This is a genomic window from Nocardioides conyzicola (assembly GCF_039543825.1).
Lineage (GTDB): Bacteria > Actinomycetota > Actinomycetes > Propionibacteriales > Nocardioidaceae > Nocardioides > Nocardioides conyzicola.
Genome location: NZ_BAABKM010000003.1, coordinates 103644 through 122328 on the forward strand (window position 1 = coordinate 103644; position 18685 = coordinate 122328).

Genomic DNA, 18685 nt, shown 5'->3' on the forward strand with positions numbered 1-18685 from the left:
TCAGTTCTCCTCAGGGCCGTCGGCGACAGCGCCCGGCGTCTCGTTCTCGGCTTCGGCCTCGTCCACGTGCTGCTCGATCCTGGAGCCGACCGCGGCCCGCGCCACCTTGATGACGACGCCCTCCGCGATCTCGACCTTGACGTGGTCGTCCTCGATCTCCCGCACGGTGGCGAAGATCCCGGAGGACAACATCACCTCGTCCCCTACGGACAACGAGGACTGCATGCTCCTGAGTTCCTTCTGGCGACGAGATTGCGGCCGGATGATGAAGAGCCAGAAGAGCAGCACGATGCCGACGAGCGGCAAGAACTCCACGACGAAAAGACCTCTCGAGCAGAAAGCAGGGGCGTCGGAGCCATAGGTGGGCCGACCGACGGGCAAGTGTAACCAGCGACGTGCTCCGGATCACGAACCCGGGTCACCCCTCTGGGTGCGCACCGTTCACTCCCCGAAGAGGGTCCCCTCTGCCGCCAGCGGCGCGGGCGCCGGTGGGACAGTCAGGCCGAGGTGCTCCCAGGCGGCCGGCGTGGCCACCCGCCCGCGCGGCGTACGGGCCAGGAAGCCGTTGCGGACGAGGAAGGGCTCGGCCACCTCCTCGACCGTCTCGCGCTCCTCCCCCACGGCGACGGCCAGGGTCGAGATGCCCACGGGCCCGCCGCCGAAGCGCCGGCAGAGGGCATCGAGCACGGCGCGGTCGAGACGGTCGAGGCCGAGCTGGTCGACCTCGTACATCTCGAGCGCCGCGTGCGCGACCGCGAGCGTGACGACACCGTCGGCGCGCACCTGTGCGTAGTCGCGCACCCGGCGCAGCAGCCGGTTGGCGATCCGGGGGGTGCCGCGTGAGCGGGAGGCGATCTCGGCGGTGCCGTCGTCGACCACGTCGACGCCGAGCAGCGCCGCGGAGCGGTGCACGATCAGGTCGAGCTCGTGCGGCTCGTAGTACTCGAGGTGGGCGGTGAAGCCGAAGCGGTCACGGAGCGGTCCGGGCAGCAGGCCCGCCCGGGTGGTCGCGCCGACGAGCGTGAACGGCGGGATCTCCAGCGGGATCGCGGTCGCGCCCGGTCCCTTGCCGATGACGACGTCGACCCGGAAGTCCTCCATCGCCATGTAGAGCATCTCCTCGGCGGGTCGCGACATCCGGTGGATCTCGTCGACGAAGAGGACGTCGCCCTCGTTCATGCCGGACAGGATCGCGGCGAGGTCGCCGGCGTGGGTGATGGCCGGGCCGCTGGTCAGGCGCAGCGGCGTGCTCATCTCGGTCGCGATGATCATCGCGAGCGTGGTCTTGCCGAGTCCGGGCGGACCGGACAGCAGCACGTGGTCGGGCGCCCGGCCACGGCGCCGGGCAGCCTCGAGCACCAGCCCGAGCTGGTCGCGCACCCGGACCTGGCCGACCACCTCGTCGAGGGTCCGCGGCCGCAGGGCCGCCTCGACCGCACGCTCGTCGCCCTCGGCCTCGGCCGCGGTCAGCGAGCGGAAGTACGTCGTCTCGGCCTCGTCGAGGTCCTCCTCGTGGAAGGGCATCGCGTCAGGCCTTGCTCAGGGTCCGGAGAGCCGCGCGCAGCAGCGCCGCCACGTCGGGCACGTCGCCCGCCTCGGGCGCGACCGCGTCCACGGCCTTCTCGGCGTCACGGACCGGCCACCCGAGACCGACCAGGCCCTGGTGCACCTGGTCGCGCCAGGGCGCACCGCCGGTCGGCGCCGCGGCGTACCGGGCGCCGGTCGGTGCGCCGATCCGGTCCTTGAGCTCGAGGATGATCCGCTGGGCGCCCTTCTGGCCGATGCCGGGCACCCGGGTCAGCGTCTTGACGTCGTCGGAGGCGATCGCCCGGCGCAGGTCGTCGGGACTGAGCACCGCGGTGATCGCCTGGGCCACCTTGGGGCCGACCCCGGAGGCGGTCTGCACGAGCTCGAAGATCTGCTTCTCGTCGTCGTCGACGAAGCCGAACAGCGTCAGGGAGTCCTCCCGGACGACCATGCTCGTCGGGAGCGTCGCCGAGTCGCCGGTGCGCAGGGTGGCGAGCGTGCCCGGCGTACACATCAGCTCGAGACCGACGCCGCCGACCTCCAGGACGGCGCTGGACAGGGTGAGGGCGGCGACCCGCCCCCGGACGAACGCGATCATGCTCTGCTCCTTGCGACGGCTGCGTCGATGCGGGCCTGGGCACCGCCGCGCCAGATGTGGGTGATGGCGAGCGCGAGGGCGTCGGCGGCGTCGGCCGGCTTGGGCATCGCGTCCAGGCGCAGGATGCGGGTCACCATCGCCCCGACCTGGGCCTTGTCGGCCCGCCCGTTGCCCGACACCGCCGCCTTGACCTCGCTCGGCGTGTGCAGCGCGACCGGCAGGCCCCGCCGGGCGGCGCAGACCATGGCGATCCCGCTCGCCTGGGCGGTGCCCATCACCGTGCTGACGTCCGAGCGTGCGAAGACCCGCTCGATCGCGACCGCGTCGGGCTGGTACTCGTCCAGCCAGGCGTCGACGCCGCGCTCGATGGTGACCAGCCGCTGCGGCACCGGCAGGTCGGACGACGTGCGCAGCACGTTGACGTCGACCAGGGTGAGCGATCGACCGACCGTGCCCTCGACCACGCCCATGCCGCAGCGGGTCAGCCCGGGGTCGATGCCGAGCACTCGCATACCGTCAGCGCCTCTCGTCCGAACACCTGTTCGGAGGCAACGCTAACCGCGCGCCCCCTCCGTTGCCCGGACGACACGCCCGAGTCGGGCGGGCCGTCGTGCGGGTTGTCACGCCGGGTTACCGGAGGGGCGCGGGCCGTCGTGCGGGTTGTAACGCCGGGTTACTGGCTGTTCCCGGGGTGCTGCAACCCCCTGGGCAGAGCCAGTAACACGGCGTTACAGCCGAGAGTGGCACGCCCGGCGCCCCGCCCGAGCCCTCGAAGCGTCCACAGCAACGGCAGCGACCGCACTCTCCACAGCACTCGGCACCGGGACCGGCCACCGTAGGCCGGAAGGCCGACCGTGGCGGGATGCTGATGAGACTCCTCCCTCGAGTGACACCCGACGGCCTGATCACGCGGGCGGCAGCCCTCGCGGCCGGCATGGATGACAGGGACCTTCGGCGCCTGGTACGCCGGGAGGAGCTGGTGCGCCTGCGACGCGGGGTCTACGTGGACGCCGGGAGCTGGGCCGCGATGGAACCCTTCCGCGAGCGGCCGATGCTGCGCATGCGCGCGGCGGAGCTGGTCCTCCTCAGCCGCGACTACGTCTTCAGTCACGACTCGGCGGCGATCGTGCACGGCATCGGCGCACCCGATCCGAGGCGGGCCCTGGTGCACGTCACCCGCACCAAGGTGCACGGTGATGCCGATCGCGCGGGGACCAAGCACCACCTCGCGCCGTACGTCGAGCGCCAGGTGACGATCGTCGATGGCTTCCGCGTGCTCGACCTCGCCCGCACCGCCCTCGACATGGCGCGCGAGCACGGCCTCGTGGCCGGCGTCGCCTGCAGCGACGCTGCCCTGCGCCGCGGTGTCACTGCGGCACAGCTCAGGACGGCTCGCGAGCGGATGTGGTGCTGGCCCGGCAGCCGCGTCATGGATGCCGCGATCGACGTGGCGGACCCCGGAGCCGAATCGTGGCTCGAGTCGGAGGGACGCTTGATGGTCGTCGGGTTGGACATCGGGCGCCCGGAGACCCAGTTCGGCCTGACCGACGGCCACCGGACCGTCTGGTGCGACCTGCGCGTGGGACGTCACGTCTTCGAGATCGACGGGGGCGGCAAGTACACACCTGAACAAACCGCGGGCCAGGACCCTCGCGCGGTCCTGTGGAAGGAGAAGGAGCGGCAGGACTTCATCGGAGGTTTCAAGCTCGGCATCTCTCGGATCACCGCGTACGACTGCCACCAGGGCCGAGCTCAGGCCGAGCGTCGGCTGCGGCGCGACTTCGCCGACACCTGCTCGCGGTTCGGGACCGACATCACCGACCTGGCGCCGTTCGTCGTACGCCGGCGCTTGCCGTAGCCGCCAGCCCGACCTGAGCCGGCCCGGTCGGGTTCTGCGCCGCCATCGCCCGCTGTAACGCCCGGTTACTGTCTGTTGCCCCATGCTGCAACCCCTGGGGTAGAGCCAGTAACACGGCGTTACAGCCACGCCCGATCAGGGAGACCGGTCCGCAGATCAGGCGTCGGCCTCCTCGAGCTCCGCCATGATCTCGTCGGAGACGTCGAAGTTCGCGTAGATGTTCTGCACGTCGTCGAGGTCCTCGAGCACGTCGACGAGGTGCAGCACCTTGACGGCGCCCTCCTTGTCGAGGGCGACCTCCATGTCGGGGCGGAACTCGGCCTCGGCGGAGTCGTAGTCGACACCGGCCGCCTGCAGCGCCGTACGGACCCCGACGAGGTCGCTGGCGTCCGAGATGACCTCGAAGCTCTCGTCGAGGTCGTTGACGTCCTCGGCACCGTGCTCGAGGGTCGCCTCGAGCACGTCGTCCTCGGACACCTGCCGGCCCTCCTGCGTCTTGGGCACCACGACGACGCCCTTGCGGTTGAAGAGGAAGGACACCGAGCCCGGGTCCGCGAGCGAGCCGCCGTTGCGGGTCATGGCGGTGCGGACCTCCATGGCGGCGCGGTTCTTGTTGTCGGTGAGGCACTCGATCAGCAGCGCGACGCCGCCGGGGCCGTAGCCCTCGTACATGATCGTCTGGTAGTCGGCGCCGCCGGTCTCCGCACCGGAGCCGCGCTTGACGGCGCGGTCGATGTTGTCCTTGGTGACCGAGGACTTCTTCGCCTTCTGGATCGCGTCGAAGAGGGTCGGGTTGCCGGCGGGGTCACCGCCGCCCATCCGCGCGGCGACCTCGATGTTCTTGATCAGCTTGGTGAACATCTTGCCGCGCTTGGCGTCGACGACGGCCTTCTTGTGCTTGGTGGTCGCCCACTTGGAGTGGCCAGACATACGTCCCTCTTCTACTTAGCCTCGGACACCAGGTCCACGAACAGTCGGTGCACCCGGGAGTCGCCACCCACCTCGGGGTGGAACGACGTCGCCATCAGCGACCCCTGACGAACCGCAACGATCCTACCCGCGGCCTCGCCCCGCTCGACACGAGCAAGCGCCTCGACACCCGGCCCGATCGCCTCGACCCAGGGCGCCCGGATGAAGATCGCGTGCACCGGGTCGTCGAAGCCCGCGAAGACCAGGTCGCCCTCGAAGGAGTCGACCTGGCGGCCGAAGGCGTTGCGCCGGACCGTGATGTCCAGCCCGCCGAGCGTCTCCTGGTCGGCGGTCCCGTCCTCGATCCGGTCGGCCAGCATGATCATCCCGGCGCAGGTGCCGAAGGCCGGCATCCCCTCCTTGAGCCGGTGCCGGATCGGCTCGAAGAGGTCGAAGGTGCGGGCCAGCTTGGCCATCGTGGTCGACTCCCCGCCGGGGATGACGAGCCCGTCGCAGGCGTCGAGCTCCGCCGTACGCCGGACCGTGGTCGCCCGGACGCCGAGCCCGTCGAGCATCCGGACGTGCTCGCGCACGTCACCCTGGACGGCGAGGACGCCGATGGTCGAGTTCACGACAACGGAGCCTAGAGCGGTACGCCGACCTACGATCGACCGCATGCGACCAGTCCGCCCGACCCTGCTCGTCGCCGTGGCGCTCGTAGGGGCTCTGCTGGCCGGCTGCGCCGACGACTCGGCGCCTGCGGCACGGGCGACGACGGTCTCCGAGCGGACCGTCGACGGCTGGCCGACCACCACGCCGGCCGCAGCGGGGTTCGACACCACGCGGCTGAAGAAGCTCGCCCGCGAGGCGAAGCGCCTCGACAGCACCTGCTACGCGGTCGTCCGCAAGGGCCGCCTGGTCGGCGACTGGAACTGGGGTACGACGCGGCTGACCCCCCGCGAGGTCTTCTCGGTGACGAAGTCGGTCACCAGCGCGCTGGTCGGGATCGCCGTGCGCGACGGCTCGCTCTCCCTGGACGACAAGGTCGCCCGCTACGTCCCGCAGTGGCGCGGCACGGCGTCGCGGGCGGTCACCGTGCGCCACCTGCTCTCCAACGACAGCGGCCGCTTCTGGTCCGTCGAGTCGGACTACGTGACGATGTCCCGGGCCGCCGACCGCACGAAGTACGCGATCGGCCTCGACCAGCAGTACCCGCCCGGCACGGCGTGGGCCTACAACAACGCCGCCATCCAGGTCCTCGACCGGGTGATCAGCAAGGCGACCGGCATGCGGACCGCGGACTTCGCCGCCAAGCGCCTCTTCGGACCGCTCCGGATGAGGCATTCGCACCTGACGGCGGACACGAGCGGGCGGTCGACCAACACCTACTACGGCCTGCAGACCACGTGCCTCGACCTGGCCCGCTTCGCCCGGCTGTACCTCGACCAGGGCAAGGCCGACGGCAAGCGGGTCCTCCCCGCGTCGTACGTCCGCGCCTCCGTGGGCCGCTCGTCCACCGACCTCAACGCCGCCTACGGCTACCTCTGGTGGCTCAACCGGTACGGCGAGCTCCGCGGCTCCACCGACCAGGTGGATGCCGACGGCCAGCCCGTCACCCCGCACGAGGGCCGGCTGGTCCCCGGCGCCGCAGCGAACCTGTTCTCCGCGATCGGCCTCGGCGGCCAGATCGCGATGGTCGACCCGGCCACGCGCACGATCGTCGTCCGCATCGGACCCGGCCAGGCCGGGCCCGAGGGCGCCTACGGCCTGCGCAACGCCGCCCGGGCCGTCACCTGGGCGCTCGACTGACGGTGCGGACTACCAGCCGCGCTCGGCGAGCCGGTGCGGCTGCGGGATGTCCTCGACGTTGATGCCGACCATCGCCTCGCCCAGACCCCGCGAGACCTTGGCGACCATGTCGGGGTCGTCGTGGAAGGTCGTGGCCTTGACGATGGCCTCGGCCCGCTGGGCCGGGTTGCCGGCCTTGAAGATGCCGGAGCCGACGAAGACTCCCTCGGCGCCGAGCTGCATCATCATCGCCGCGTCGGCCGGGGTGGCGATGCCGCCCGCGGTGAAGAGCACCACGGGGAGCTTGCCGGCCGTCGCGACCTCCTTGACCAGGTCGTACGGCGCCTGCAGCTCCTTGGCCGCGACGTAGAGCTCGTCGTCCTCGAGCGCACCGAGACGACGGATCTGCTTGCGGATCGTGCGCATGTGGGTGACGGCGTTGGACACGTCGCCGGTGCCGGCCTCGCCCTTGGAGCGGATCATGGCCGCACCCTCGGTGATGCGCCGCAGCGCCTCGCCCAGGTTGGTCGCACCGCACACGAACGGGACCGTGTAGGCCCACTTGTCGATGTGGTTCTCGTAGTCGGCCGGGGTCAGCACCTCGGACTCGTCGATGTAGTCGACACCCAGCGACTGCAGCACCTGCGCCTCGGCGAAGTGACCGATCCGCGCCTTGGCCATCACCGGGATCGAGACGGCCTCGATGATGCCGTCGATCATGTCCGGGTCGCTCATCCGCGAGACGCCGCCCTGGGCGCGGATGTCGGCCGGGACCCGCTCGAGCGCCATCACGGCGACCGCGCCGGCGTCCTCGGCGATCTTGGCCTGCTCGGCGTTGACGACGTCCATGATCACGCCACCCTTGAGCATCTCGGCCATGCCGCGCTTGACCCGGGTGGTGCCAGTGCTTTCACTCATGTGACGAGGGTAGTGCTGCCTCCGCCAGGGCCTGCTTCCGGACCACCCACACCCGCTGGCAGACGGTCACGGTCGACGCGATCGCCAGCGCCCACAGGGCGACGTACATCAGCACGGGCAGGTCGAAGATCGCGCCCAGGCCGGTCAGCACGAGGATCGCGACCAGCCGGTCGGCCCGCTCCGCGATGCCGACCTTGACGTCGAAACCGAGGGTCTCTCCGCGGGATCGGGCGTACGACGTGACGCCGCCCATCAGCAGGCAGACCAGGCTGAGCACCAGGTAGAGACGGCTCGGCTCCTCCCACGCGAAGTAGAGCGCCAGGCCGATGAAGATCGCGCCGTCGCCGACCCGGTCGAGGGTCGAGTCCCAGAACGCCCCGAACTTGCTGACGCGCCCCGTCGTACGGGCCATGTAGCCGTCCAGGAGGTCGCTGAAGACGAAGGCGGTGATCACGAGGACGCCGGTGAGCAGCTTGCCCTGCGGGAAGAAGACCAGGGCGCCGGCGCAGACGCCGAGGGTGCCGACGAGGGTCACGGCATCGGGGCTGACGCCCAGGCGGATCAGCAGGTGGGCTACGGGTGAGATGACCTTCGTGAAGAAGGCGCGGAAACGTTCCATCATGGCGGCAGCAGGCTACCGGGCGAGCCGGGCGTACGGCGCTTTCAGACCGCCTGCGGGACGGCCTGGGGGTGGTCGAGCACCGGGCCGAAGGCCAGCTCGGCGGCCCCGATCAGCGGCGAGTCGTCGCCGAGCGCGGCGGACCGCAGGGCGGCGTCGCCGCGCGGCGACAGCAGCGTGTTGCGCTGCACGGAGTCGACGACCCGCGCCTCGGCGGCCCGCCACACCTGGGCGAGCGAGCCACCCAGCACGACGACCTCGGGGTTGAAGAGGTTGACGATCGCGCGGATCCCCACACCGCACCAGTCGGCCACGTCGTTGACGGCCTCCGCGGCACGGGGCTCCCCCGCCCGGGCCGCTGCGATCACCTCGGCGACCGCCTCCGGTCCGCCGCCGGCGAGCCGGCCGGCGCGCTGGAGCAGCACGTTCTCGCCGACCTTGGTCTCCCAGCAGCCGACCGCGCCACAACGGCAGTCCGGCCCGGTGCCGTCGACCTGCATGTGGCCGACCTCGCCGGCGTACCCGCTGGCACCGGTCAGGGGGCGCCCACCGACCAGGAAGCCGCCGCCGATGCCGACGCTGGCGCTCAGGTAGGCCACGTCGGAGAAGCCGACCGCGGCGCCTCGGACGTGCTCGGCCAGGACGCCCAGGTTGGCGTCGTTGCCGGTCGAGACCGGCCGGTCGAGCCGCGTGGACAGGAGCTCGGTGAACGGCTCCTCCACCCAGCCCAGGTTGGGTGCGAACCGCACCATGCCGTCCTCGGCGCGCACGGCGCCGGGCACGGCGACCCCGACCCCGAGGCAGCGCAGGTGGCCGCTCGAGGCGGCGAGGGTCTCCTCGATCATCTGCGCGACCGACTCGACCACGTGGGCCACGTCGTGCTCGCCGCGCTGGTGGCCCCGGGTGCGACGGTCCAGGACCTCGCCCCCGAGGCCCACCAGCGCGACGGCGATCCGGTCGACACCCACGTCGACCGCGACCACGACGTTGTCCTCGCTCGGGACCACGAGGTGCGAGGGTCGCCCGCGTCCACCCACCACCGCCGTCTGCTCGGTGACCAGGCCGAGCGACTGCAGCTCACCGGTCAGCGCGCCGATCGTGCTGCGGTTGAGCCCGAGCTGCTTCGTGAGCACCGCTCGGGTGGTCGGTCCGAGCGTGTGCACCGTCTGGAGGATGGCGCGCAGGTTCGCGCGCCGCAGCTCCTCGGTGCCGACGCCGGTGGGGGTGGGCACGTGCTACTCCCGTCAGATTCGTCCGCTGGCTGCGGCCTTGCGACGGCTGATCGCGTCGACGCTGGCCGCCACGAGCAGCACCAGACCGGTGACGATGTACTTCCGGCTGTCGGGCTGGTTCATCAGGCCCATGCCGTTGGCGATCGTCGCCACGACGGTGCCACCGATGATGGCGTCGACGACGCGACCCTTGCCTCCGAAGAGGCTGGTGCCACCGATGACCGCCGCGCCGACGGCGTACAGCAGCGTCTGGTTGCCACCGGTGACGTTGTTGACGCCACCGCTGTAGCTCGCCAGCATCAGGCCGCCGATCGCCGCGACCGTGGAGCACATCATGAAGCAGCTCAGCTGGACCAGCTTCACGTTGATGCCCGCGCGGCGCGCCGCCTCGGCGTTGCCACCGACGGCGTAGACGTGGCTGCCCCACCGGGTGCGGCTCAGCAGCACGGTGAGCACGACGGCGAGGCCGATGATGATGACCAGCGAGATCGGCACGCCCTTGATCGACTTGATGTTCGCGTTCGGGCTGCGCTCGATCGAGAGGTAGAAGACGACCAGGAACGTCAGCACGGCGAGGCCACCCGACTTCATGGCCCAGAGCAGGTTCGGCTCGCTGGTCAGCCCGTTGCGACGCCGGCGCCGGTTGCTCACGAACGTCAGCCCGGCGTAGGCCCCCACGAGGACGACCGCGACGACCCAGCCGAGCCAGACCGGGAGGTTGTCGCTGTTGAGCTTCGCGATGAACTCACCGGAGTCGATCGACCCCTTCTCGCCGATGATCGACAGCACCACGCCCTGCAGGGCGAGGAACAACGCGAGCGTGACGACGAACGACGGGATGCCGAGCCTGGCGACCAGCGTCCCGATGCAGAAGCCGATCGCGGTCCCGGTCAGCAGACCGACCACGATGGCCGCAGCGACCGGCCAGTCGTGGGAGGTGAGGAGCAGCGAGGTCACGGCCGCGGCCGTGCCGGCGGTGTAGCCCGCCGCGAGGTCGATCTCGCCGAGGAGCAGCACGAAGACGAGCCCCATCGCGATGATCGTGACGCCGGCCGACTGCTGGATCAGGTTGCCGAAGTTGAACGCCTTGGTGAAGGTCTCCGGCCGGAGGATGGAGAAGGCCACGACGAGCACGACCAGCCCGAGGACGGCCGGCATCGAGCCGACGTCGCCCCCTCGGAGCTTGGCGATGTAGTCGCCGACGATGCTGCCGACGGTGTCTCGGCCGTGCGCGTCCTGGGTCTCTTCGGTGACGGCGCTCATGCCGCATCTCCCTCGTTCAGCTTGCCGGTCGTGATCGCCGTGATGATCCGCTCCCGGCTGGTGTCGACGACGTCCACCTGGGCGACCATCTGGCCGAGGTAGAGGACCGCGATGTCGTCGGCCACCTCGAAGACGTCGTTGAGGTTGTGGCTGATCAGCACGACTCCGAGACCGCGCTCCGCGAGCCGGCGCACCAGCAGGAGGACCTGCTCGGTCTGCGCGACGCCGAGAGCGGCGGTGGGCTCGTCGAGGATGACGACCTTCGAGTTCCAGAGGACGGCGCGCGCGATGGCGACCGTCTGGCGCTGGCCACCGGACAGGGAGGCGACGTGCGTGCGCACGGACTTCAGCGTGCGCACGGACAGGCCATCGAGCGTCTCGCGAGCGCGAGCCTCCATGCTGTCCTCGTCGATCAGGCCGTTCTTGGTGACCTCGCGGCCGAGGAACATGTTGTGGACCACGTCCAGGTTGTCGCACAGCGCGAGGTCCTGGTAGACGACCTCGATGCCCAGGGCGTTCGAGTCCCGTGGGCTCTTCACGTGGACGGCGTTGCCCTCGAACGTGTAGTCGCCCTCGTCGAACGGGTAGATGCCGGCAATTCCCTTGATCAGCGTGCTCTTGCCGGCGCCGTTGTCGCCGACCAAGGCCGTCACGCGACCGGGTCGTACCGTCAGGTCGACACCGCGCAGCACGTGCACGGCACCGAAGCTCTTCTCAACGCCGCGCAGTTCCAGCAGCGGCTCTCCACTCGACATTACTCACCCTCCCAGGGGTTCTGATCGTGAAGCGGGGGCCCGCCCAGTCGGACGGGCCCCCGCATTTCAAGCTGTCAGATGACCGCTAAGCGGTCACGCGACTCCGTACTTCTTGCAGAGGTCCGCGATGCCCTTGCAGATGTCGGCGGCCGTGGCCTGACCGGCCGCGACCACGTCCTTGACGGTGTCGGCGGTGATCCACACGGGGGTGGCGAGCACCGACGGCACGTCCTTGCCGAGCTTCGAGTCGTTGACCGAGCCGGTCGCGATCGAGGACGGGTCATCGCCCTTGATGATCGCGATCGCCAGGTCGGCGGCAGCCTTCGCCTCGACGGAGGTGTCCTTGAAGACGGTGCCGGCCTGGTAGCCCTGCAGCACGTTGGCGAGGCCCTCGGACGTGGCGTCCTGACCGGTCACCAGGATCTTGCCCTCGACGCCAGCAGCCTTCTCGCGAGCGAGGACGCCGCCGGCCATGCCGTCGTTCGCCGTGATGAGACCGACGAGGTCGGGGTGAGCAGCGTAGAACTGGTCGAAGACCTTGCCCGCGGTGTCCGGGTCCCAGTCACCGGTCTGGTCGCCGACGACGGTGTAGCTGCCGTCGTCCTTGATGACCTGCTCGTAGCCCTGCTTGAAGAGCGTCGCGTTGTTGTCGGTCGCGGCGCCGTTGATGAAGGCGATGTTGCCCTTGTCCTTGCCCGCGGCCTTGAGGGCGTCGATCAGGCCCTGGCCCTGCAGCGCGCCGACCTTCACGTTGTCGAAGGACACGTAGTAGTCCGCGCCGCCGCCCAGCGTGAGCCGGTCGTAGTCGATGACCGCGATGCCCGCGTTCTTGGCCTTGTCGATGCACGCCTTGCCCGAGTCAGGGTCGAGATCGGTCTCGATGAGGACCTTGACGCCCTCGGTGATCATCTGGTCGCAGAGCTGACCGAACGTGTCGGGCGAGCCCTCGGCGTTCTGGATGTCCGACTCGAGGCCAGCAGCCTTGAAGGCCGCCTCGAGGTTCGGTCGGTCCTGGGTCTCCCAGCGGACCGAGGACTTCGAGTCGGGCAGGATCACCCCGACCTTGCCCGTCGCCTTGCCGCCGCCGCCGGAGCCCCCGCCATCGGAGCCGCCGTCGCTGTCGCTGCTGCCACACGCGGCGAGCCCGCCGAACGCGAGCACCCCCACTGCGGCGAGGGACGCGATACGCGCACCCTTGTTCCTGACCATTTCCTCGACCTCCATGGTTCGGATCAGCCGTGACCGTCGTCATGTGATCGCAGTCACGGCTTAAGTTGTCCGGCACAACATACTGACGGAGCCCAGGCTGGGCAAGCACCTGCTCGGTCCTTGTTTTGTTGCACGTTCAAACCAAGTGCGTCCCCGCCTGAGCGTGATCGAATCGTGATCTCCGCCGGGTGTGGCGGACCCGCTCCACGACGTCCGCCGGGAGGCTCCGACACCGGCCCGACTCGGTGCCGACACGCCGACGACATCGACGCGCTCGTACCAGGGGGTGCACTGTGACCCCGATCACCGGGTATGTTGTCGGCGGCAACATACCCGCCGCGCTCCCCCGAGCCGACGGGCCGATGATCTCGACTTTGTTGGATGACCAAACGAAATCGCGCTGGAGGCCGGAAACCCATGACCACACCCACGAACGACAGCTATGCCCCCACCCGTGAGGACCGGTTCTCCTTCGGTCTCTGGACCGTGGGCTGGCAGGGCGTCGACGTCTTCGGCGGCGCGGTGCGCCCGGAGCTGGCCCCGGCCGAGGCGATCCACCGCCTCAGCGACCTGGGCGCCTACGGCGTCACCTTCCACGACAACGACGTCTTCCCCTTCGACGCCGACGCGGCGACCAAGGAGAAGCACCTCGCGCCCTTCCGCAAGGCGCTGGAGGAGACCGGTCTGGTCGTCCCGATGGTGACCACCAACCTCTTCTCGCACCCCGTCTTCCGCGACGGCGGCTTCACCAACAACGACCGCGACGTACGCCGGTTCGCGATCCGCAAGGCGGCCGACCAGGTCGACCTGGCCGCCGAGCTCGGCGCCTCGCTGTTCGTGGCCTGGGGCGGCCGCGAGGGCGCGGAGTCCGGAGCCGCCAAGGACGTCAAGACGGCGCTGGACCGCTACGCGGAGGCGTTCAACACCCTCGGCGCCTACGTGCTCGAGCAGGGCTACGACATCCGCTTCGCGATCGAGCCCAAGCCCAACGAGCCGCGCGGCGACATCCTGCTCCCGACGATCGGCCACGCCCTGGCCTTCATCAACGAGCTGGACCACCCCGAGCTCGTCGGCCTCAACCCGGAGACCGGGCACGAGGAGATGGCCTCGCTCAACTACGCGCACGGGCTGGCGCAGGCGCTCTGGCACGGCAAGCTCTTCCACATCGACCTCAACGGCCAGACCGGCCCGCGCTACGACCAGGACCTGCGCTTCGGTGCCGGCAACGCGCGCGGCGCCTTCTGGACCGTCGACATCGTCGAGCACGGTGGCTACGAGGGCCCCCGCCACTTCGACTACAAGCCCCCGCGCACCGAGGACCTGGACGGCGTGTGGGCCTCGGCTCGCGGCTGCATGCGCAACTACCTGATCCTCCGCGACAAGGTCCGCGCCTTCCGGGCCGACCCCGAGGTGCAGCAGGCGCTCAAGGACGCGCGGGTCGACCAGCTCGGCGTGCCGAGCCTCGCGTCCGGCGAGACCGTGGCCGACCTGCGGGCCGAGTCCTTCGACCCCGACGAGGCCGCCCAGCGCGGCATGGCGTTCGAGCACCTCGACCAGCTGGCGCTCGAGCACCTGTACGGGGTGCGCGGCTGACGCACGACTGACATACACCTGCGCCCTCGCCCGCGACCGACGTCGCGAGCGGGGGCGTAGTGTCGTGGCACGGCGGCCGGTCAGGCTTCCCCCTCAGAGAGATCGCGCATGAGCGACAAGTCACCGCGCCAGGGCATGACCAAGAAGAACAGCAAGTCCATCAAGGAGAAGCGGGCCGACAAGCGCGGCAAGGGGTCGTCCATGATCGACGACCCCATCGCTCCGACGAAGAAGAAGTGACGCTCCTGTCGCTGGGGGTCGTGGGGTCGTCGGCGAAGGAGAACGAGTTCCGCCTGCCGATCCACCCCGAGCACCTCCCGCTCCTCGAGGCCGACCTCCGCCAGCAGATCACCCTCGAGCACGGGTACGGCGAGCGCTTCGGCGCCACCGACGGGTCGCTCGCGCCGTACGTCGCGGGGTTCGCCTCGCGCGACGAGATCCTGGCGAGCTCCGACGTCGTGCTGCTGCCCAAGCCGCAGCACTCGGACATCGCCGCGCTCGGGCCCGGTCAGGTCCTGTGGGGCTGGCCGCACTGCGTCCAGGACACCGAGCTCACGCAGATGGCGATCGACCAGCAGCTGACGCTGATCGCGTTCGAGGCGATGAACCACTGGACCGTCGACGGTGCCGTCGGCCTGCACGTCTTCCACAAGAACAACGAGCTCGCCGGCTACTGCTCGGTGATCCAGGCGATGGAGCTGGCCGGGATCACGGGCGACTACGGCAAGCGGCTGACCGCGATCGTCATCGGCTTCGGTGCGACGGCACGCGGGGCGGTGACCGCACTCAACGCCCACGGCGTGCACGAGGTCGCGGTGCTCACCAACCGCCAGGTGGCGGCCGTGGGCTCGCCGATCCACTCGGTGCGGATCCGGCAGTTCGACCACGTGCCCGACGGGGTGAACCTGAGCCACGTGATCACCGAGCGCGGGCGCGAGCCGCTGGCGGCGTACCTCGCCGAGAACGACATCATCGTCAACTGCACCCTCCAGGACACCGCGGCGCCGCTGACCTACCTGAGCAACGAGGACGTCAAGCTCTTCCGTCCGGGCAGCGTCATCGTCGACGTCTCGTGCGACCTGGGGATGGGCTTCGAGTGGGCGCGGCCGACCGGCTTCGACGACCCGACCTTCATGGTCGGGGACCACGTCCTCTACTACGCGGTCGACCACAGCCCGTCGTACCTCTGGAACTCGGCGACCTGGGACAACAGCACCGCGCTGATCCCGTTCATCCGGCCGGTCCTCGAGGGCGGGGCTGCGTGGGACGCGGACGAGACGCTGAGCCACGCCATCGAGATCCGGGAGGGCCGGGTGCAGAACCCGAGCATCCTGGACTTCCAGGGCCGGTCGGCGGAGCCGCCGTACGCGCTGGTCTGAGCCTGTCGGCGATTCGTGCGCGCGGGGGCCGATCGCTGTGGATACTGAGCCCACCCGACAGCAGGAGGCACACACCGTGCAGCGCGACACGGAGGACCGGAGGCTGCTGCACGCGTTGAGCCTGGCGGTGCTGGCCACCGACGAGGCCGGCATCATTGTCTTCGCCAACGACGCGGCGACCGAGATGTTCGCGCGCACCGCTGACGAGCTCGTCGGCAGCCAGGTGGTCGACCTCGTCGCCCTCGGCCCCGGTGAGGCGCCGGCGCTGCCGGCGGTCCTGCAGGGCGTGCGCTGGCACGGCGACCTGACCATCCTGCGCGCGGACGGCGCCGACCTGCTCGCCGCCGCCACGGTCAACCCGATCAGCGCCGCCGACGGATCCGTCGTCGGCGCCATCGCCGCGCTCGAGGACATGACCGAGGTACGCCGTACGCAGGCCGAGGCGACGGAGAGCGAGGTGCGCCTGCGGCTGGCCCACGCGGCCGCCGAGCTCGGCACGTGGCACTGGAACGCCCTGGACGGCACGAACGTCTGGGACGAGCAGATGCACCGCATCTACGGCCTGGAGCCCGGCAGCTTCGACGGCACCTGGGACGCGTGGGTGGGCAGCATCCACCCCGACGACCAGGAGGAGGCCATCGCGGTCGTCGTGCGCGCGATGGAGGAACGCGCCAACTACGTGCTGCGCAACCGGATCGTGCGCCCCGACGGCAGGTCGCGCTGGATCGAGGCCCACGGCAAGGTCCTCGTCGCCGCCGACGGCAGCCCCGCGGGCACCATCGGCTGCGTCCAGGACGTCACCGAGCGGATCCGGATGCAGCAGCGCCAGGAGGACGCCGCCGCCCGTGCGCTCCTGCTCCAGGAGCTCACGGCGGACTTCTCGAAGGCGCTCACGCCCGAGCAGGTCGCCGAGGTGCACCAGGCCGGGCTCGAGCGGGTGCGGGCGATCGTCGGCGCCGACCAGGCCCTGTCCGAGGCCGACGAGCAGCTGCTCGACACGCTGGCCTCGCAGCACGCGATCGCGGCCGCGCGCGCCGAGCTCTTCCGGCACACCACCGCCATCTCCGAGGAGCTCCAGTTCAGCCTGGCGGCGAGCCCGCTGCCGGAGCTGGACCGGTTCGAGGTCGCGGCCTACTACGCCCCCGGCGGCGACGACCTCGAGCACGTGGGCGGCGACTGGTACGACGTCGTCGCGACCGCATCCGGCGGCCTGGTGCTGGTGGTGGGCGACGTGATGGGCCGGGGCGTCCGCGCGGCCACCTCGATGATCCACGTCCGGGCCGGCATCCGCGGCCTGCTCACGGTCGAGACAGCACCGGCGGCGCTGCTCGAGGCCGCCGACCAGCTGATGACGCGCGACGCCCCGGAGCAGTTCGTCACGGCTGCCGCCGTGCTCATCGAGCCCGGCACGGGCACGCTGGAGCTGGCCAACGCGGGGCACATCCCCCTGGTGCTGGTCCGGCCCGACGGCACCGCGGCCGTCCTCGGGCACGGCACCGGCCTGCCCCTCGGCGTACACCCTCGAGGGCAGCGCACCAGCGAACGGGTGGACCTCCAGCCGGGCTCGGTCGTGCTGCTGGTGACCGACGGCGTCGTCGAGTCCCGCGACCACGACATCGACGAGGGCATCGCGCGGCTGGCGCGCTGCGCCGCGGAGCTCGCCGCCGGCTCGCTCGAGGACCTGGTGACCGGGGTGGCCGCGCTGGCCGACGAGCGCCTCCAGGACGACGTCACCGTGGTCGCGGCGCGCCTCAGGGCGTAGTCAGGGCCGCGCAGACCTCGTCGACCGCGGTCGGCGCACCGGCGACGTACCAGTCGACCCCGGCGGCCTCGACGTGCCTCGTGACCCCGCCAGCGCCCCGGATGATCGCGGCTCCCGGCAGCTCGTCCCACGGCGGCACGGAGTGCTGGCACACGACGTGCAGCCGCCCCTCGGCGACCGCCATCGCGTCCATCGAGCCGGAGCCCAGCATCCGCAGCGTCGCGGCCCGCGCGGCCATCCGGCCGAAGGCCGCGCCGACCTCGCCGCTGAAGTACGGCGGGTGGAGGTACGTCGTCACGCAGGACTCCGCCAGCGGGCGGTCGACGATCCGGCCGAGCGCCTCCCCGTCGACGCGGGAGGGCAGGTCCGGTCCCCCGACGAACGTCCGTCCGGTCGCGGGGTGGTGGATCGCGCCGAGCACGAGGTCGTCGCCGTCGGTGAGCGCGATCGCGGAGCACCACCAGTCGAGCCCGGCCACGAAGTTGTAGGTGCCGTCGACCGGGTCGATCACCCAGGTGCGTCCGCTGGTGCCGTCCCGGCTCGCGCCCTCCTCCCCCAGGACGCCGTCGTCGGGCCGCTCGGTCGCGAGCGTGTCGACGACGAGGCGTTCGGCCGCGTGGTCGGCGGCGGTGACGACGTCCGAGATCGACGTCTTGGTCTGAGCCTCCAGCCCAGCCGACCGCATCCGGTGCGCGAGCTCGCCGGCGTCGCGCACCAGCCGGGCGGCCAGATCGGCGTCGTCGGCGATCGTCATGCCCACGCCTCGGCCAGCAGCGACCGGGTGTCGGCGAGCAGCTGCGGCAGCGTCTTGGTGCCGCCGAGGACGGTGATGAAGTTGGCGTCGCCCGACCACCGGGGCACGACGTGCTGGTGGAGGTGCTGCGAGAGCGAGCCGCCGGCGACGCCGCCGAGGTTGAGCCCGACGTTGAACGCGTGCGGGCCGCTGACCTCGCGCAGGGTGCGCACCGCCTCCTGGGTGGTCGTCATCAGCTCGGTCACCTCGGCCGTGGTCAGGTCCTCGAGCTCGGCCACGTGCCGGTGCGGCAGCACCATCATGTGCCCGGGGTTGTAGGGGTGCAGGTTGAGGACCGCGAAGCAGGTCTCGCCCCGGTGCACGACCAGGCTCTCCTCGAGCGACTGCTCCCCCATCGCGCAGAAGGGGCAGCCCTGGTCGGCCGGCACGCTCGGCGCGACGTACGCCATCCGGTGGGGGGTCCAGAGGCGGTCGAACCCCTCGAACCCGTCGCGCTCGTGGCCCGCAGGATCGCTCATGGG

The 18685-nt window shown here is 70.8% G+C and carries 20 protein-coding genes; 6 read left to right on the top strand and 14 right to left on the bottom strand.

Translation table 11 applies throughout. The features are described 5' to 3' along the window. From yajC to ruvC, 4 genes are all read right to left on the bottom strand, one after another. Complete coding sequence (gene yajC / locus ABEA34_RS18335) at nt 1-315, bottom strand: preprotein translocase subunit YajC (protein ID WP_345522930.1); 315 nt, start codon at nt 313-315, stop codon at nt 1-3. Nucleotides 316-441: 126 nt separating this feature from the next. Then, a complete protein-coding gene (gene ruvB / locus ABEA34_RS18340) occupies nt 442-1524 on the bottom strand; it encodes a Holliday junction branch migration DNA helicase RuvB (RefSeq protein WP_345522931.1) in 1083 nt (360 codons plus the stop codon). Nucleotides 1525-1528: 4 nt separating this feature from the next. Beyond that, entirely contained in the window at nt 1529-2125 is a 597-nt protein-coding gene (gene ruvA, locus ABEA34_RS18345) for a Holliday junction branch migration protein RuvA (protein WP_345522932.1), read from the bottom strand. Beyond that, a complete protein-coding gene (ruvC, locus tag ABEA34_RS18350) occupies nt 2122-2637 on the bottom strand; it encodes a crossover junction endodeoxyribonuclease RuvC (protein ID WP_345522933.1) in 516 nt (171 codons plus the stop codon). Before ruvC ends, ruvA begins: the two co-directional genes overlap by 4 nt. A gap of 356 nt (nt 2638-2993) precedes the next feature. Here ruvC and ABEA34_RS18355 point away from each other — a divergent pair, with 356 nt between their 5' ends. Further along, nucleotides 2994-3983 carry a type IV toxin-antitoxin system AbiEi family antitoxin domain-containing protein gene (locus ABEA34_RS18355; RefSeq protein ID WP_345523272.1) on the top strand — a complete coding sequence of 330 codons (990 nt, stop codon included), beginning with the start codon at nt 2994-2996 and terminating at the stop codon, nt 3981-3983. A 156-nt stretch (nt 3984-4139) separates the two neighbouring features. Here ABEA34_RS18355 and ABEA34_RS18360 read toward each other — a convergent pair whose 3' ends face one another. Further along, nucleotides 4140-4913, bottom strand: coding sequence for a YebC/PmpR family DNA-binding transcriptional regulator (locus ABEA34_RS18360; RefSeq protein WP_345522934.1), 774 nt, complete (start codon nt 4911-4913; stop codon nt 4140-4142). Nucleotides 4914-4924: 11 nt separating this feature from the next. Further along, a complete protein-coding gene (pdxT, locus tag ABEA34_RS18365; RefSeq protein WP_425576893.1) occupies nt 4925-5569 on the bottom strand; it encodes a pyridoxal 5'-phosphate synthase glutaminase subunit PdxT in 645 nt (214 codons plus the stop codon). Between pdxT and ABEA34_RS18370 the strand changes: the two genes are divergently transcribed. After that, on the top strand, nt 5568-6701 hold the full coding sequence (locus tag ABEA34_RS18370; protein WP_345522936.1) for a serine hydrolase domain-containing protein: 1134 nt from the start codon (nt 5568-5570) through the stop codon (nt 6699-6701). The two genes, pdxT and ABEA34_RS18370, sit on opposite strands and share 2 nt — an antisense overlap. A gap of 9 nt (nt 6702-6710) precedes the next feature. Here ABEA34_RS18370 and pdxS read toward each other — a convergent pair whose 3' ends face one another. From pdxS to ABEA34_RS18400, 6 genes are all read right to left on the bottom strand, one after another. Continuing rightward, entirely contained in the window at nt 6711-7598 is an 888-nt protein-coding gene (gene pdxS / locus ABEA34_RS18375; protein WP_345522938.1) for a pyridoxal 5'-phosphate synthase lyase subunit PdxS, read from the bottom strand. After that, complete coding sequence (pgsA, locus tag ABEA34_RS18380) at nt 7591-8220, bottom strand: phosphatidylinositol phosphate synthase (protein WP_345522939.1); 630 nt, start codon at nt 8218-8220, stop codon at nt 7591-7593. Before pgsA ends, pdxS begins: the two co-directional genes overlap by 8 nt. Nucleotides 8221-8261: 41 nt before the next feature. Then, nucleotides 8262-9449, bottom strand: coding sequence for an ROK family transcriptional regulator (locus ABEA34_RS18385; protein ID WP_345522940.1), 1188 nt, complete (start codon nt 9447-9449; stop codon nt 8262-8264). Between the two features lie 12 nt (nt 9450-9461). Further along, nucleotides 9462-10712 carry a sugar ABC transporter permease gene (locus tag ABEA34_RS18390; RefSeq protein ID WP_345522941.1) on the bottom strand — a complete coding sequence of 417 codons (1251 nt, stop codon included), beginning with the start codon at nt 10710-10712 and terminating at the stop codon, nt 9462-9464. After that, complete coding sequence (locus tag ABEA34_RS18395; protein ID WP_345522942.1) at nt 10709-11467, bottom strand: ATP-binding cassette domain-containing protein; 759 nt, start codon at nt 11465-11467, stop codon at nt 10709-10711. The genes ABEA34_RS18390 and ABEA34_RS18395 overlap by 4 nt, the downstream gene beginning before the upstream one ends. 93 nt (nt 11468-11560) lie before the next feature. Next, on the bottom strand, nt 11561-12691 hold the full coding sequence (locus tag ABEA34_RS18400; protein WP_345522943.1) for a sugar ABC transporter substrate-binding protein: 1131 nt from the start codon (nt 12689-12691) through the stop codon (nt 11561-11563). Between the two features lie 402 nt (nt 12692-13093). Between ABEA34_RS18400 and xylA the strand changes: the two genes are divergently transcribed. The 4 genes from xylA (at nt 13094) to ABEA34_RS18420 (ending at nt 17410) form a co-directional block, all read left to right on the top strand. Next, nucleotides 13094-14269 carry a xylose isomerase gene (gene xylA / locus ABEA34_RS18405; RefSeq protein ID WP_345522944.1) on the top strand — a complete coding sequence of 392 codons (1176 nt, stop codon included), beginning with the start codon at nt 13094-13096 and terminating at the stop codon, nt 14267-14269. Nucleotides 14270-14377: 108 nt separating this feature from the next. Further along, on the top strand, nt 14378-14509 hold the full coding sequence (locus ABEA34_RS18410) for a hypothetical protein (RefSeq protein ID WP_345522945.1): 132 nt from the start codon (nt 14378-14380) through the stop codon (nt 14507-14509). Further along, the gene (locus ABEA34_RS18415) at nt 14506-15648 is read left to right on the top strand and encodes a N(5)-(carboxyethyl)ornithine synthase (protein WP_345522946.1); all 1143 of its coding nucleotides are present in this window, start codon (nt 14506-14508) and stop codon (nt 15646-15648) included. The genes ABEA34_RS18410 and ABEA34_RS18415 overlap by 4 nt, the downstream gene beginning before the upstream one ends. A 76-nt stretch (nt 15649-15724) precedes the next feature. Then, nucleotides 15725-17410, top strand: coding sequence for a SpoIIE family protein phosphatase (locus ABEA34_RS18420; protein WP_345522947.1), 1686 nt, complete (start codon nt 15725-15727; stop codon nt 17408-17410). On the opposite strand, the gene ABEA34_RS18425 is transcribed toward ABEA34_RS18420, so the two are convergent. Beyond that, nucleotides 17400-18164 (bottom strand): inositol monophosphatase family protein, encoded by a 765-nt coding sequence (locus tag ABEA34_RS18425; RefSeq protein ID WP_345522948.1) that lies wholly within the window; start codon nt 18162-18164, stop codon nt 17400-17402. The two genes, ABEA34_RS18420 and ABEA34_RS18425, sit on opposite strands and share 11 nt — an antisense overlap. Next, nucleotides 18161-18682, bottom strand: a complete 522-nt coding sequence (locus tag ABEA34_RS18430) for an HIT family protein (RefSeq protein ID WP_345522949.1) — start codon at nt 18680-18682, stop codon at nt 18161-18163. Before ABEA34_RS18430 ends, ABEA34_RS18425 begins: the two co-directional genes overlap by 4 nt. Nucleotides 18683-18685: the final 3 nt, after the last annotated feature.

Bases quoted from the DNA above. Each gene is read 5' to 3' on its own strand.
- ruvB (WP_345522931.1), bottom strand. From the start codon at position 1,524: ATGCCCTTCCACGAGGAGGACCTCGACGAGGCCGAGACGACGTACTTC.
- ruvA (WP_345522932.1), bottom strand. From the start codon at position 2,125: ATGATCGCGTTCGTCCGGGGGCGGGTCGCCGCCCTCACCCTGTCCAGC.
- ruvC (WP_345522933.1), bottom strand. From the start codon at position 2,637: ATGCGAGTGCTCGGCATCGACCCCGGGCTGACCCGCTGCGGCATGGGC.
- ABEA34_RS18355 (WP_345523272.1), top strand. From the start codon at position 2,994: ATGAGACTCCTCCCTCGAGTGACACCCGACGGCCTGATCACGCGGGCG.
- ABEA34_RS18360 (WP_345522934.1), bottom strand. From the start codon at position 4,913: ATGTCTGGCCACTCCAAGTGGGCGACCACCAAGCACAAGAAGGCCGTC.
- ABEA34_RS18370 (WP_345522936.1), top strand. From the start codon at position 5,568: ATGCGACCAGTCCGCCCGACCCTGCTCGTCGCCGTGGCGCTCGTAGGG.
- pdxT (WP_425576893.1), bottom strand. From the start codon at position 5,569: ATGCGGTCGATCGTAGGTCGGCGTACCGCTCTAGGCTCCGTTGTCGTG.
- pdxS (WP_345522938.1), bottom strand. From the start codon at position 7,598: ATGAGTGAAAGCACTGGCACCACCCGGGTCAAGCGCGGCATGGCCGAG.
- pgsA (WP_345522939.1), bottom strand. From the start codon at position 8,220: ATGATGGAACGTTTCCGCGCCTTCTTCACGAAGGTCATCTCACCCGTA.
- ABEA34_RS18390 (WP_345522941.1), bottom strand. From the start codon at position 10,712: ATGAGCGCCGTCACCGAAGAGACCCAGGACGCGCACGGCCGAGACACC.
- ABEA34_RS18395 (WP_345522942.1), bottom strand. From the start codon at position 11,467: ATGTCGAGTGGAGAGCCGCTGCTGGAACTGCGCGGCGTTGAGAAGAGC.
- ABEA34_RS18400 (WP_345522943.1), bottom strand. From the start codon at position 12,691: ATGGAGGTCGAGGAAATGGTCAGGAACAAGGGTGCGCGTATCGCGTCC.
- xylA (WP_345522944.1), top strand. From the start codon at position 13,094: ATGACCACACCCACGAACGACAGCTATGCCCCCACCCGTGAGGACCGG.
- ABEA34_RS18410 (WP_345522945.1), top strand. From the start codon at position 14,378: ATGAGCGACAAGTCACCGCGCCAGGGCATGACCAAGAAGAACAGCAAG.
- ABEA34_RS18425 (WP_345522948.1), bottom strand. From the start codon at position 18,164: ATGACGATCGCCGACGACGCCGATCTGGCCGCCCGGCTGGTGCGCGAC.
- ABEA34_RS18430 (WP_345522949.1), bottom strand. From the start codon at position 18,682: ATGAGCGATCCTGCGGGCCACGAGCGCGACGGGTTCGAGGGGTTCGAC.